Below are 12,308 nucleotides of genomic sequence, written 5' to 3' on the forward strand. Positions count from 1 at the left end.
CCGAAGCCCACCGTCGCCCCGGCCCCCTGAAGTACGCCTGGGGGGCGCGGCACACCGGGAGGCTCCCTTCCGGTGTCCCGCTCCGGGCGGCGGTCCCGGCTGTGACGCGGCGTCCGCCCCCGGGCCCGCGCGGTGCGAGGCCGCGCGGGTCCTTCACGTTCGCGCGTGTGTCGACGCGCGGCTTGTGGCAGTCACGGGCCCGGGCGGAGCGCGCCCCTTCGCGAAGGACGGTTCCTTGAGTGACGCTTCCCTGGTGACAGCCCTGCCGCTCCGGGACGACGAGCTGGCGGACTTCCTCGAGCGCACCAGCCGCACGTTCGCGCTCGCCATCCCGCTCCTCGACGAGCCCCTGCGCAGCGAGGTGGGCCTGGGCTACCTGCTCCTGCGCGTCGCGGACACGCTGGAGGACGCCGCCCCCTGGTCGCGCGAGGAGCGGCGCGAGGCCCTGGCCGGCTTCGAAGCGCTGCTCCAGGAGGACCCCCAGGCGGATGCCGAGGCCATGGTGCAAGGCTGGTTGTCGCGCCGCCCCACGGAGAACGCGGGCTACCTGGAGTTGCTGAAGCGCACCCCCGCGCTGCTGGCGAGCCTGGACGCGCTGCGCACGGAGGCCGGCGCCATCCTGCGCCACTTCGTGTTGAAGACGGTGCAGGGCATGCGCGAGGTGCTCGCGGGCGCCACCACGGAGGGCCTGCTGACCCTGCACTCGCTCCAGGCGCTGCGTGACTATTGCTACATCGTGGCGGGGCTGGTGGGGGAGCTGCTCACGGACCTGTTCGTCCTGGATCCGCGCCTCGCGCCCTACTCGCCGAACCTGCGCGCGCTGGCGCCGCTGTTCGGCGAGGGTCTGCAGCTGGTCAACATCCTCAAGGACGTGCGGCAGGACCGGCAGGAAGGGCGCGCGCTGCTGCCCGCGGACGTGCAGATCCAGGACGTGGAGCGGCTGGCGGGGGAGGACCTGGTCGCGGCGGCCCGCTACGTGCGAGCCCTCTACGGCGCGGGCGCCCCCCGGGACGTGCTCGCCTTCACCACGCTGCCCCTGCTGCTGGCGCAGGCCACGCTGGAGCTGCTGATCCGCGACGGCGCCGGCGCCAAGGTGTCCCGCGCCGTGGTGCACGCGCAGATGGACGCGCTCCAGGCCGCGCTGGAGCGGGGCCAGCTCCCGGAGGCCGTGGAGGCCCTCGCTGGCCCCGTGCCCGGAGGTCCCTGAAAAGCGTTGGGAAGGCCGCAACTCCAAGGCGCCTGCATCGGATAATTCCAATGTTGGTGTTTCCCCCTCTGGAGTGCCGCCCCCATGAACTGCGCCCGCTCGTCCCCGGCGGTCATCGTGTACTTCCCCGCGCGTTCGGACGCGGCGCCCGCCCGGGTGCAGCACCGCGCGCTGCGGGTGGCGCGGGAGGGCCTGGAGTCGGGGGGGCTGCCCTTCGCCGCCACGCGTCAGCGCGGGCTGTGGACGTTCCAGACGGCGACGGGGCCGGAGCGGTGGTTGCCGGGCCGGGTGCGGGGGCAGGCGCGGATGCACGCGTTCCTGGTGGAGGTGCTGGGGTTTGGCGGCTTCATCCGGGGCTATGACGTGGCGGCGGACACGCGCAGTGATTCGATTCCGGGGCACCCGGACTTCGCGAAGAACTTCGACCTGTTCCTGCACCACTACGCGGGGGCGTTGCTCAAGCGGGTGGCGCCGGAGTCCGCGTTCGGGCGGGCGCTGGGGCAGGTGGTGATGCTCAACGGCCAGCAGTGGGCCGGGCTGGGCTTCACGTTGACGGACGCGGGCCAGCGGCTGGTGGACGCGTGGCTGGCGGAGCAGGGCGTGGTGCTGAGTCCCGCCGCTTGAGTGACCCGGGCGGCCCGCGTGGCCGCCTGCTTCCGGAGGGGTTGGGGGGGCCCTCCGGGAGGCCTCTGGGCGGAAGGCGGGATTCCGGATAGGGAAGGGGAGATGACTGCCCTGGCCTATCCCATGCCGCTGTGTGTCGCGCCGATGATGGACTGGACGGACCGGCACTGCCGGTACTTCTTCCGTCAGATTACGCGCCACACCCTGCTCTACACGGAGATGGTGACCACGGGCGCGGTGCTGCACGGCAAGCGCGACCGCCTGCTGGGCTTCACGCCGGCCGAGCACCCCGTCGCCCTCCAACTGGGCGGCTCGGAGCCGGAGGACCTGGCGGCCTCCGCGCGCATCGGCGAGGAGTGGGGCTACGACGAGATCAACCTCAACGTGGGCTGCCCCAGCGACCGGGTGCAGTCCGGCCGGTTCGGCGCGTGCCTGATGGCGGAGCCGGACCTGGTGGCCCGGGGCGTTGCGGCGATGCGGGAGGCGGTGCGCATCCCGGTGACGGTGAAGTCGCGCATCGCGATTGACGACATGGAGGAGTGGGCGACGCTGGAGGACTTCGTGCGGCGCGTGTCGCAGGCGGGCTGCACGCGCTTCATCGTGCATGCGCGCAAGGCGTGGCTGAAGGGCCTGAGTCCCAAGGAGAACCGGGACGTGCCGCCGCTGCGGTACGACCTGGTGTACCGGCTGAAGCAGGAGTTCCCCCACCTGGACATCAGCCTCAACGGCGGGGTGAAGACGCTGGACGCGGCGGCCGAACACCTGCCCCGCGTGGACGGCGTGATGATGGGCCGGGCGCCCTACGAGTCGCCCTATGTGCTGGCAGACGCGGACCGGCGCTTCTTCGGCGGCACGCAGGCGCCCCCCACGCGGCATGAGGTGGTGGACGCGATGCTGCCGTACATCGAAGCGCAGCGAAGCCAGGGCGCGCCGCTGGGCGCCATCACCCGGCACATGCTGGGGCTCTTCCAGGGCCTGCCGGGCGCGCGCGCGTGGCGCCGGCACCTGAGCGAGAACGCCCACCAGGACGGCGCGGGCCCGGAGGTGGTGCTCGCCGCCGCCGCGAAGGTGCCGCGCGAAGCGGCGCTCCAGGCCGTGGCCTGACAGCCGGTGTGTGTCTTTGCCGGGGCGCCCACGGCCGGCCTCTCCGAGGAGAGGCCGGCCGCTTCATTTCTCCCCCAATGCTTGACGCGTTACTGGGTCCAGATGATGGACGAGGCGCGGTCGTTCATCGCCGCTCCGACCTGTCCGCAGCCCGTACCGCAGTTCACGATCGCACCCGTGTAGTTGGGGTTCTCGTAGAAGTACGTGTTGTTGCACCCCGAGTAGGACAGCGAGGACGAGATGAAGTTGTCCCAACCATACGCGGCGAGGTTCGGCGCGCCGTGGTTCCAGCCCACGCAGGAAACGTCGCTCGTGAAGGTGAACGAGGCGCCACCGTAGTAGTCGTGCTCGTACACGACGCCGATGACATACGTCGCCAGGCTGGCCATCTGGTCCACGTCCTCCTGCTTGAGGTCCGCGGGCTTGGCCTGGGCGGAGAGCTGAACGCTCCCCTTGCTCGCGAAGGCGATCGAATCCGCGAAGGTGTCGAAACAGTCGACCCGGGTCGGCGCGGCACTCTGCGCCAGGGGCTGCCCCTTCGGCTGCGCGGCCGTCTGGGCGACACAGTGCGCCGCGGTGCGTGCGAGCCCCTTCGCGTCAGTGGTCGGGTTCATCTCCTCGCTCTCAGCGAGCCCTCCGCACCCCGTGATGGCAAGCATGAGTCCAGAGACCATCGACAGTCGCTTCATCATTGCGTTCTCCTGGGTTTTCATTGGATGGAAGCCATTCGGCACGCAAGTCGTTGAGTGCCAAAGGCGTTGTCGTACGGGTGCCGCATGAGCAGGTGTTCGGCTCGTCCCGGCTTCACTTCGTGGGTCCGAGCAAATCCCCCTCAAATTGAAAGAGCCGACGAGGAATTAATCGATGCACAAGATCTTCGGGCCGCGGTGGCGCGCGCAGTTCCACGCCGCAGGCGGTCATTGCGCATACGATGGCAGGCGTTGGGTGATGGAAGGGGGAACCATGCGGCAGGTGTTTGGTGGATGTTTGTGGCCGTCCTGTACTGCGCGACGCACGGCTGCCAGAGGCGCAGAACGCCTATGACGAGGGGAAGGCCCTCGGTCATGCTGGCAGCTGCGCGGAGGCCGCAGCGCGGTTCGAACATGCGCTCGCGCTGCGGGAGGCAGTGCTCGGGGGCTTGCATCCAGACGTCGCCGACCGCCTGGAGCTTCTTGGCAAGATGCACTTGCATCAGGGGGACTTCGCCCGAGCCGAGCTACTGCTTCAACGGGGGCTCTCCAACCGGGAGGCGGACTTCGGAGGGAATCATCCCCTCGTTGCCCCATCACTCAACAGCCTCGCCAACCTCTATTCGGACCAGGGGATGAACGTCCAGGCCGAGCTGCTCTACACACGCTCGCTGGCCATTCGGGAGGTGGCCTTCGGCAAGGACCATCTCCTCGTCATGGCGTGAGCGGAGACGGTGGTGATGAGCCTGTGGGCGGGGCAGGGGCGGGCCACGGCGCTGCGGGAGGCCATGCGCGCATTCCGGAAGCTCCGGCCCCATCCCCACTTCTGGGCCCCCTTCATCGTCGTGGGCCGGGACACACCGCTGCGTGCGTTGGGCCCACACCCTTGACGGCAGGCCGAGTGCGCCCGGGCACTTCGAAGTCCCTCCAGCGGCCAGCGGATTTCCTGCATTGTTTTCCACCTGGGCGGCTCATTGCCTTATGCACCGCCCCTGGCCTGCCCGTTACTACGTCCATTCACTGCTGGCGCGTTCCCTGCCCATGCGCCACGCCGCCATCGCCTTGCTCGTCCTCTGCGCGGCCGTGGCACAGGCGCAGGAAACCACGACGTATGCGGAGCTGTCGAAGGCCGTCAAGGCGCCGAATGCGGTCGCTGCAATCGGCACCGACCTGTTCGGCGACCAGATCAACCTCTACAACGGACAGCTGGAATTCACGCAGACCGACGTCAGCCTGCCCGGCAACAGCAAGCTGCCGGTCGCAGTCGGGCGCAGGTTGATCACCAACACCTACTCTCCGAGTGTCCGGCCCTTCGGCAGATGGCAGCTCGACATCCCGCACCTCCACGGCATGTTCTCCCGCAGGGATGGATGGAGGGCCGCCGACGGCACCCAGGCTCGCTGCAGCAGCTTCGGCGCGCCGTGGGCGGTCGCGGGCGGCGCCAACGTCGGCCATTGGGACCCCGAGGAGTTCTGGCAGGGCAACTTCCTCTACGTTCCTGGCCAGGGCGATCAGCAATTGCTGCTGCGCAGTCCGGACAACACCGCCGCGCCGGGCCCGGTGGAGGACTACCCGGTGGTCACCAGCAAGTTCTGGTCGGCCCGTTGCCTGCCGACGCTGGCCAACAGCACCACCCTGGGCGAAGGCTTCCTGGTGATTTCGCCCGATGGGACGAAGTACCGCTTCGATCAGCTCGTGACCTACTCGGCCAAGGGCCTGACCAAGTCGCTTGATTCCCTCAGGCTGCGCGGCGACGACACCCCGACACGGACCGGCTCACCCACGCCAAGCCCCACGCCGCTGGCCGCCGATCACTACATCCTGACCCGCCAGGAAGTGTGGCTGCTGCCGACGCTCATCACCGACCGCTTCGGCAACACGGTGCAATACACCTACGATGCCACCCATCCCGAAAACGTCACGACGATCAGCGGAAGCGACGGGCGCGTCCTTCAACTGTTCTACAACGAGGCCAGAAGTCCCAACCTGATCACCTCGGTCTCGGACGGAGTCCGCACCTGGAACTACAGCTATCGTGATTCCAATCATGGCATTGCCGACCTGCATCGGGTGACGCTGCCAGACCAGACGAGCTGGGACTTCAGCGGCACGGACCCGCTGTCAGAGGAGCTCATGTTCCTGAGCGCCGCCTCGTGTGAGGATCCGGCGTACCTCAATCCGTACGAGGTCACGGGCACCATGCGTCATCCGTCGGGCGCGCGCGGCAGCTTCACGCTGACGCCCACCGTGCACGGTCGCTCCAATGTGGAGAAGCAGTGTCGCATCATCACGGGCGGCGCCATGTACGCGTTGATTCCGCGCTATTTCTACAGCTATGCGCTGACCCGCAAGGCCATTGAGGGTCCGGGCGTGGCCAGCATGGCCTGGACCTACGGTTATGGCCCGCCCAATGCCAGTTGGGAGCCCTGCGGCGCCGGCTGCCCGTCGACCAAGACGGTGACGGTGGTCGACTCCCGCAACGACGTGACGCGGTACACCTTCGGCAACAGCTACAACGTCACGGAAGGCCAGTTGCAGAGGGTCGACACCGGCTGGAATGGCAACACCGCGCTGAGCACCAGGACGATGCGCTACCGGGCGCCGGGCGCAGGGCCCTACCCCCTGCGTGCCGGCGCTGGCAGCTACAGCCTCGGCGACGGCGACCTGCTCGCCCGCATCATGCCGGTCGACCAGCAGGTCATCACGCAGCAGGGCGTGACGTTCCAGTGGACCGCGAACGGCTTCGACACCTTCGCCCGCCCTACGTCCGTCACCCGCTCCAACAGCCTGGGCTATGGCCGTGGCGAGACGACGACCTACAGCGACAACCTTGGGGCGTGGGTGCTGGGACAGGTTGCCACTGTGACGGAGAGCAGCACTGGCAAGGTGATGGCGTTGAACACCTATCACCCGACTTCCGCGGCGCTGACGACGGCCAGCAGCTTTGGCGTGCTGGATGAGACGCTGACGTACCACCCGGACGGCACGCTGGCCAGTCGCAAGGATGGCAGGAACCAGACGACCACGTTTTCGAACTACAAGGCAGGCCTGCCGCAGAACACCCACTATCCGACCGGCGCGACCGAGAGCTCGGTCATCAACAGCATCGGTCAAATCATGTCCACCACCGACGCGGCGGGCTTTTCGACCAGCTACGGCTACGATGCGATGGGCAGGCTCAATCTCATCACGTATCCGGTCGGCGATACGGTGGCGTGGAATGCCACCTCGATGGTGCTGGAACCCGTTGATACCGATGAGTACGGCCTGCCCGCAGGGCACTGGCGCCAGACGGTGTCGACAGGCAACGCGCGCAAGGTCACCTACCTGGATGCCTTGTTCCGCCCGCTGCTGACGCGCACTTTCGACACAGGCGACGAGGAGGGCACGCGCCGCATGGTCCTGCGCCGCTTCGACTTCAACGGCAAGCCCACCTTCGAGTCGTATCCGCAGCGAAGCATCAGTGACATCAGCGAGAGCCCTGACGGCGCCAACACGGTCTACGATGCGCTGGGCCGTGTCATCAGCATCACCACGGCGAGCGAACTGGGAGACCTGACGACCTCCACCGACTACCTGAACGGCTTCGTGCGGCGCGTGACCAATGCGCGCGGCGAGGTGTCCGACACCCGATTCTGGGCACTCGACCAGCCATCGGAAGCGGCTCCGGCCACCATCGTGCAGCCGTATGGACTGACGGCGACGATTGCGCGCAACGTGTTCGGGCGGACGACAGCCATCATCCGTGGCGTGGGCGGCGTTTTCTCCAAGCGCAACTACGTCTACGACGCCCATCAGCGCCTGTGCAAGACGATCGAGCCCGAGACCGGCGCCACCGTGCAAGCCTACGATGCGGCCGGCAACATCGCCTGGCGCGCCGGTGGCCTGGCCTTGCCGTCGCCAGGCAACTGCGACAGCGCCAGTGTCATGCCCTCCAGGAAGATCACGTACGACTACGATGGGTTGAATCGCATGACGAGCACGCTCTTCGGCGACGGCAGCCCGTCCATCACGCAAACCTATACGGCTGACGGTTTGCCGCTGACGAACACGTCCAACGGCGCGGCCTGGACCAACACCTACAATCGCCGCCGTCTGCTGGAAGAGGAGAAGCTCGACTACGGCGGCCGGACGTACCTCATCCATCGCGCCTACGACGCCAACGCGTCACTGCTCAAGCTGACCTACCCTGATACGGCGCGCACGGCCATCACCTACAGCCCCAATGCGCTGGGCGAACCGAGCGGGGTGAGCGGCTACGCCAGCTCCATCACCTATCACCCCAGCGGGGCCATTGCCGGCTTCACCTACGCCAACGGCATCGTCCATACGATGACGCAGACGGTACGCGGCTTGCCGGAGCGGGTCAGCGACACGGGCGTGCTGGATGATGTCTACAGCTATGACGAGAACGGCAACGTCATTGCCATTGAAGATCTCGAGGGCCCCAACTCGCGCTACATGGCCTACGACGCGCTCGACCGCCTGAGTCGGGTCGGTGCACCTGGGCGGTGGGGTGATGTCACCTACGGCAACGATGCGCTCGACAACATCGTTTCGACCACGGTCACCTCGGGCGCGACGGCGCGCACGAGCACGCACGCCATCGACTATGCACGCAACCGCTTGACCAGCATCAGCAGCAATGCCGCGTCGTACAGCTTCGGCTACACCTATGACAGCGGTGGAAACATCGTGAAGCGCGGCGGGCAGGCCTATGCGTTCGATCTGGCCAACCGCATGACGTCAGCCACCGGGAAGGCGGCCTACGCGTACGATGGGCGCGGTCGGCGAATCAAGATCGTCAAGACCGATGGCAGCAACCAGACGCAGCTCCAGCTCTACACGCAGGATGGACAACTGCTCTACGGAATGACCGCGGTGGGAGCCTCGGCGCCCGTGGAAAGCAGGTATGTGTACCTGGGCGGCACGCTCCTGGCCGATATCGGCGTGTCCTACGTGCATACCGATGGCCTGGGCAGTGTGGTGGCGCGCACGGATTCGGCGCGCACGATTCAGAGCCGGACCTTCTATGAACCGTATGGCCTGACGCACAGCGGTGCGGAGCCGACCCTCGGCTTCACGGGGCATGTGAACGACAGCGACACCGGCCTGGTCTATATGCAGCAGCGGTATTACGACCCGGTGGCGGCGCGGTTCTTGAGCATTGATCCAGTGATCACGGACAGTAATACGGGGAGTGCTTTCAATCGTTACTCCTACGCCAACAACAGCCCATATCGGTTCATTGATCCCGATGGGCGCAATCCTGTTCTGCTCGCACTCCTTCCCCCCATGGCCATCGCCGGGGCTGTTGGGGGCGGCCTGAACGCGTTGGATCAATATCTCTCCACTGGGAATGTCCAATGGGGGGGAGCAAACGGTGTTCTTGGCGCTGCGGCTGAATCTGCAGCCTTCGGCTTCATGGGCGGTATAACGGGCGGCAGCAGAAGCGCGATAGTAAGTACGGAAGCTCGATCCTTGGCTCAAGGCGTAAACCTTGAGAAGTCACTCGCAAGCTCAGCGCAGACATCAAAGATACTTGCAGGTAAGGGAGAGGTCATCGCAGGGGCGGGAACGAAGACGCCATATCGTGATGCGCCTCGACTGGGAAGCCAGCACGGAGGCAACGCAACCGACTGGCAGAAAGTTTCAGGTGGAAATCATGTCGCTAAGGATGGAACAAAAATTGAAACGCATGCCGCTCAGAATCAAGTCACGGGACAAGTCGTAGAACTGAAGACCAAGCTCAGGGATGAAGGTATGCCATGATGGTCAGGTGCATTGCTGACAAGTTGAGTGACGAGCAGAAAATCCTGCTGCGAATAGCTCAAGGCCATTCAACGTCATATCAGCTGCAAATAGGCAGTGATTACCTCGTCCTTGCACTCACCTTTAGTCTGCCGACTGAGCCCTATGGCGGAGGGGCCGAATATCAGATCCTTAATGGCTTTGATGTGTGCCGCAGTGTTCCGGCCTGTTTGTTCAATGTTATTGACAACCGGGCCTCGGAATATTGGCGCGTCCGTCAAGATGAAGATGGCTCACTTCTTTTGTGGCCGGAGGAGTTCTTCGTGGACTTCTTCCATGACGATCTCAGCGAGGGGCGCTTGGAAACCGTCAACTCATTCAAGAAGGTAGTCCAGAAGTTGCAGCGGGAGTTCGAATCCGGCTGAAAGCGGCGAACGGGAGACGTTGGTTTCCTGGATGCCACGGCCCAGTCCTTTGACCGGGAGGAGGTTCATGTGCGGGCTATCTGGGTGTTGCTCGTGCATGAGGGAATACGCGCGAAGCCGGAGGGGTGAAGTTGAAGCAGGCGGACAGGGTAGCGCTGGAGTCGCTGACGCACCGGGGACGTGAGTCGGTGCGGGTGCTGCGTAACCGTCCGGCCAAGGACGTGCCGTGAGGGATTGCCGGGGTAGTGGTGCACGGCGGACGCTTCCGGGCATGGCGAAGCAGGTGGAGAAGCCGGAGTGGGCGCGCATCGCGGAAGCCTTTGAGTCCAGCGGGCAGACGCAGCAGGAGTTCGCGTTGGCGCGGAGCGTGAGGCTGAGCACGTTGCAGTCGTGGGTGTACCGGAGGCGACGGGCCGAGCCGGCGCGAGGTGAGCCGGTGCGTCTGTTACCGGTGCAGGTGGCGACGGCGACAGCAGCGGCCGAGCCGGTGGTGGAGGTGATGGCGGCGAGCGGAGCGCGGGTGCGCTTCGCGGTGGGCACCGACGTGGCGTACGTCGCGCGTGGGCGACCGCATCAAGGTGCTGACGTGGAGCCGGGGCGGCTTCGTGCTGCTCTACAAGCGGCTGGAGACGGGCCGCTTCCGGCTGCCCCGGGTGGAGGCGGAGGCGAAGGCGGTGACGCTGGACGCCACGCAGCTGGCGATGCTGCTGGACGGCATCGACGTGGCCGAGGTGAAGCGCCAGCCTGCCTGGGCGCCCCCGGGGCGTACAGGTAGCTGAGCACGTCACGTCGTGAATGCCCTACCCGGCGCGTCGTTGAGAGCGGGTGCCCAGAGTCCTCCCCCTCGACCATTTCTGCCCCTGGCGTGAGGAGGCCGAGGAGCTTCGCGAGCGGATGACGTCGCTGGAGTCGAAGATGGCCGCGCTGGAGCGGCGCGTCTTTGGCAAGAAGACGGAAGGAGCTACCGCCTGTCGCCCAGCAGCTGAGAGGCGAGGCACGAAACCCCGGGCAGCAAGCGGCACAAGCCGAGGCCTCCCTGGCGAAGCGCCGGGAGCGCGCGGCCCGGAAGGCCGTGGAGGCCCCGACGCGCGAGGTGCGGCACGCGGTGCCGCCCGAATCGCGGCACTGCCCAGCGTGCGGCAGCGAGGACTTGAAGCCGCTGGGACAGGGCCGCACCTCGGTGGTGTACGAGTACGTGCCCGCCTTCTTCGAGCGCCAGGTGCACATCCAGGAGGCCCTTGCGTGCGCTTGCGGCCAGGGCGTGGTGACAGCGCCCGCCCCCCAGAAGGTGGTGGACCGGGGCGAGTACGGCCCAGGCTTCCTGGCGCACGTGGTGACGTCCAAATGCGCCGACGCCATGCCCCTCCACCGGTTGGCGCAGCGGATTGAAAGGGCCCGTGTGCCCATGCATCGCAGCACACTGACGGACCTCTTCCACCAGGCCGCCTCGGTGGCGCGGCCTCTCTCGTCGCACCTCTTGCAAGGCATTGCGGCCGCCGAGGTGGTGTGGGCCGACGAGACGCCGCTTCGCGTGCTGGACGTGAAGAAGACGCGCCAAGGCTAACTTTGGACCTCCTTACCCAGACGCCGAAGGGCGAGTGGCTGGTGGGCTACCGTTTCAGCTTGGGGCGCGCCAGCACGACGCCCAAGGACGTGCTGGGCGGCACCCGGGGCGCCCTCGTGGCGGACGCGTACACGGGCTACAACGCGGTGACGCTGCCCGAAGGGCGCGTGCGCGTCGGCTGCTGGGCGCACGTGCGCCGCCGCTTCTTCGACGCGCTTCCCACCGCGCCGGAAGCCCGTGAGGCCTTGGACTTCATCCTCGCCCTCTACCGCGTGGAGGCGCAGGCCCGCGACGCGGGCCTCGTGCGCGCAGAAGCCCACCGAGAGCTGCGACTGCAGCACAGCGCGCCTGTCCTCGCCGCGCTGCGTGCCGGGCTGGAGGAGCAGGCCCCGCGCCACCTGCCCAAGGGGCCGCTGGGGCAGGCCCTCTCCTACGCTCGAAAACAGTGGGACGCGCTCACCCGTTTCGTCTCCGACGAGCGCCTGCCCTTGGACAACAACCGCAGCGAGGCGGCGCTGAGAAAAGCGGCCCTGGGCAGGAAGAACTTTCTCTTCGTCGGCCACGAAGCCGCGGGCGAGAACCTCGCCGGCCTCTACGCCCTCGTCGCCACCTGCGAGGCCAATGGCGTCAATCCCGAGGACTACCTCGCCGACGTGCTGCTGCGCGTCCAGACGCACCCGAATGCCCGCATCGCGGAGCTGCTGCCGCACGAGTGGAAGCGACTGCGCGCTGCCGACGCGGCCTGAAGCCTCGCGTCTCCATCCGTCACGGCTCGTGCCGTGCACGCCAGCCGTCCGCCTTCCGTCGATCCGGCACGTCGTTGGTCGGACGGTTACCAAGCTCCAATGCGAAACGCAGGCATGGCAGAAGTGGGCCAATCGCCAGAAGCTCCGGATTCGCTGGCGATTTACCGTGCCGAAGGCCCGAGCGAAGTTCCATTACCA

The 12,308-nt window shown here is 66.9% G+C and carries 8 protein-coding genes and 2 pseudogenes; 9 read left to right on the top strand and 1 reads right to left on the bottom strand.

Annotated features, from left to right (window positions below; genetic code table 11):
• The first annotated feature begins 235 nt into the window (after window positions 1-235).
• The 3 genes from D7X74_RS00930 to dusA all read left to right on the top strand — a co-directional run bounded on the left by D7X74_RS00930 (window position 236) and on the right by dusA (window position 2,935).
• The gene (locus tag D7X74_RS00930) at window positions 236-1,207 is read left to right on the top strand and encodes a squalene/phytoene synthase family protein (protein WP_158622148.1); all 972 of its coding nucleotides are present in this window, start codon (window positions 236-238) and stop codon (window positions 1,205-1,207) included.
• Window positions 1,208-1,291: 84 nt separating this feature from the next.
• Entirely contained in the window at window positions 1,292-1,831 is a 540-nt protein-coding gene (locus D7X74_RS00935; RefSeq protein ID WP_120530996.1) for a hypothetical protein, read from the top strand.
• Between the two features lie 102 nt (window positions 1,832-1,933).
• Window positions 1,934-2,935 (top strand): tRNA dihydrouridine(20/20a) synthase DusA, encoded by a 1,002-nt coding sequence (gene dusA, locus D7X74_RS00940; RefSeq protein WP_120530997.1) that lies wholly within the window; start codon window positions 1,934-1,936, stop codon window positions 2,933-2,935.
• An 89-nt stretch (window positions 2,936-3,024) separates the two neighbouring features.
• On the opposite strand, the gene D7X74_RS00945 is transcribed toward dusA, so the two are convergent.
• Window positions 3,025-3,627 carry a hypothetical protein gene (locus tag D7X74_RS00945; protein WP_120530998.1) on the bottom strand — a complete coding sequence of 201 codons (603 nt, stop codon included), beginning with the start codon at window positions 3,625-3,627 and terminating at the stop codon, window positions 3,025-3,027.
• 287 nt (window positions 3,628-3,914) lie between these two features.
• Here D7X74_RS00945 and D7X74_RS00950 point away from each other — a divergent pair, with 287 nt between their 5' ends.
• The 6 genes and pseudogenes from D7X74_RS00950 to D7X74_RS45170 all read left to right on the top strand — a co-directional run bounded on the left by D7X74_RS00950 (window position 3,915) and on the right by D7X74_RS45170 (window position 12,110).
• Window positions 3,915-4,349 carry a tetratricopeptide repeat protein gene (locus D7X74_RS00950; RefSeq protein ID WP_158622149.1) on the top strand — a complete coding sequence of 145 codons (435 nt, stop codon included), beginning with the start codon at window positions 3,915-3,917 and terminating at the stop codon, window positions 4,347-4,349.
• Window positions 4,350-4,514 (top strand): annotated as a pseudogene (locus tag D7X74_RS00955) (CHAT domain-containing protein); the annotation flags it as partial.
• 151 nt (window positions 4,515-4,665) lie between these two features.
• Window positions 4,666-9,396, top strand: coding sequence for an RHS repeat domain-containing protein (locus tag D7X74_RS00960; RefSeq protein ID WP_158622150.1), 4,731 nt, complete (start codon window positions 4,666-4,668; stop codon window positions 9,394-9,396).
• Window positions 9,393-9,800: a hypothetical protein gene (locus D7X74_RS42550; RefSeq protein ID WP_147446421.1), complete on the top strand. Its 408-nt coding sequence runs from the start codon at window positions 9,393-9,395 to the stop codon at window positions 9,798-9,800. The genes D7X74_RS00960 and D7X74_RS42550 overlap by 4 nt, the downstream gene beginning before the upstream one ends.
• Before the next feature lie 560 nt (window positions 9,801-10,360).
• The gene (gene tnpB, locus D7X74_RS00970; RefSeq protein ID WP_120531002.1) at window positions 10,361-10,579 is read left to right on the top strand and encodes an IS66 family insertion sequence element accessory protein TnpB; all 219 of its coding nucleotides are present in this window, start codon (window positions 10,361-10,363) and stop codon (window positions 10,577-10,579) included.
• A gap of 115 nt (window positions 10,580-10,694) precedes the next feature.
• Window positions 10,695-12,110 (top strand): annotated as a pseudogene (locus tag D7X74_RS45170) (IS66 family transposase).
• The last annotated feature ends 198 nt before the right edge of the window (window positions 12,111-12,308 follow it).

The sequence above is a fragment of the Corallococcus sp. CA047B genome (genome assembly GCF_003612065.1).
GTDB lineage: Bacteria > Myxococcota > Myxococcia > Myxococcales > Myxococcaceae > Corallococcus > Corallococcus praedator.

Coding starts and splice junctions, on each gene's coding strand:
- D7X74_RS00935 (WP_120530996.1), top strand. CDS start 1,292: ATGAACTGCGCCCGCTCGTCCCCGGCGGTCATCGTGTACTTCCCCGCG.
- dusA (WP_120530997.1), top strand. CDS start 1,934: ATGACTGCCCTGGCCTATCCCATGCCGCTGTGTGTCGCGCCGATGATG.
- D7X74_RS42550 (WP_147446421.1), top strand. CDS start 9,393: ATGATGGTCAGGTGCATTGCTGACAAGTTGAGTGACGAGCAGAAAATC.
- D7X74_RS00960 (WP_158622150.1), top strand. CDS start 4,666: ATGCGCCACGCCGCCATCGCCTTGCTCGTCCTCTGCGCGGCCGTGGCA.
- D7X74_RS00945 (WP_120530998.1), bottom strand. CDS start 3,627: ATGATGAAGCGACTGTCGATGGTCTCTGGACTCATGCTTGCCATCACG.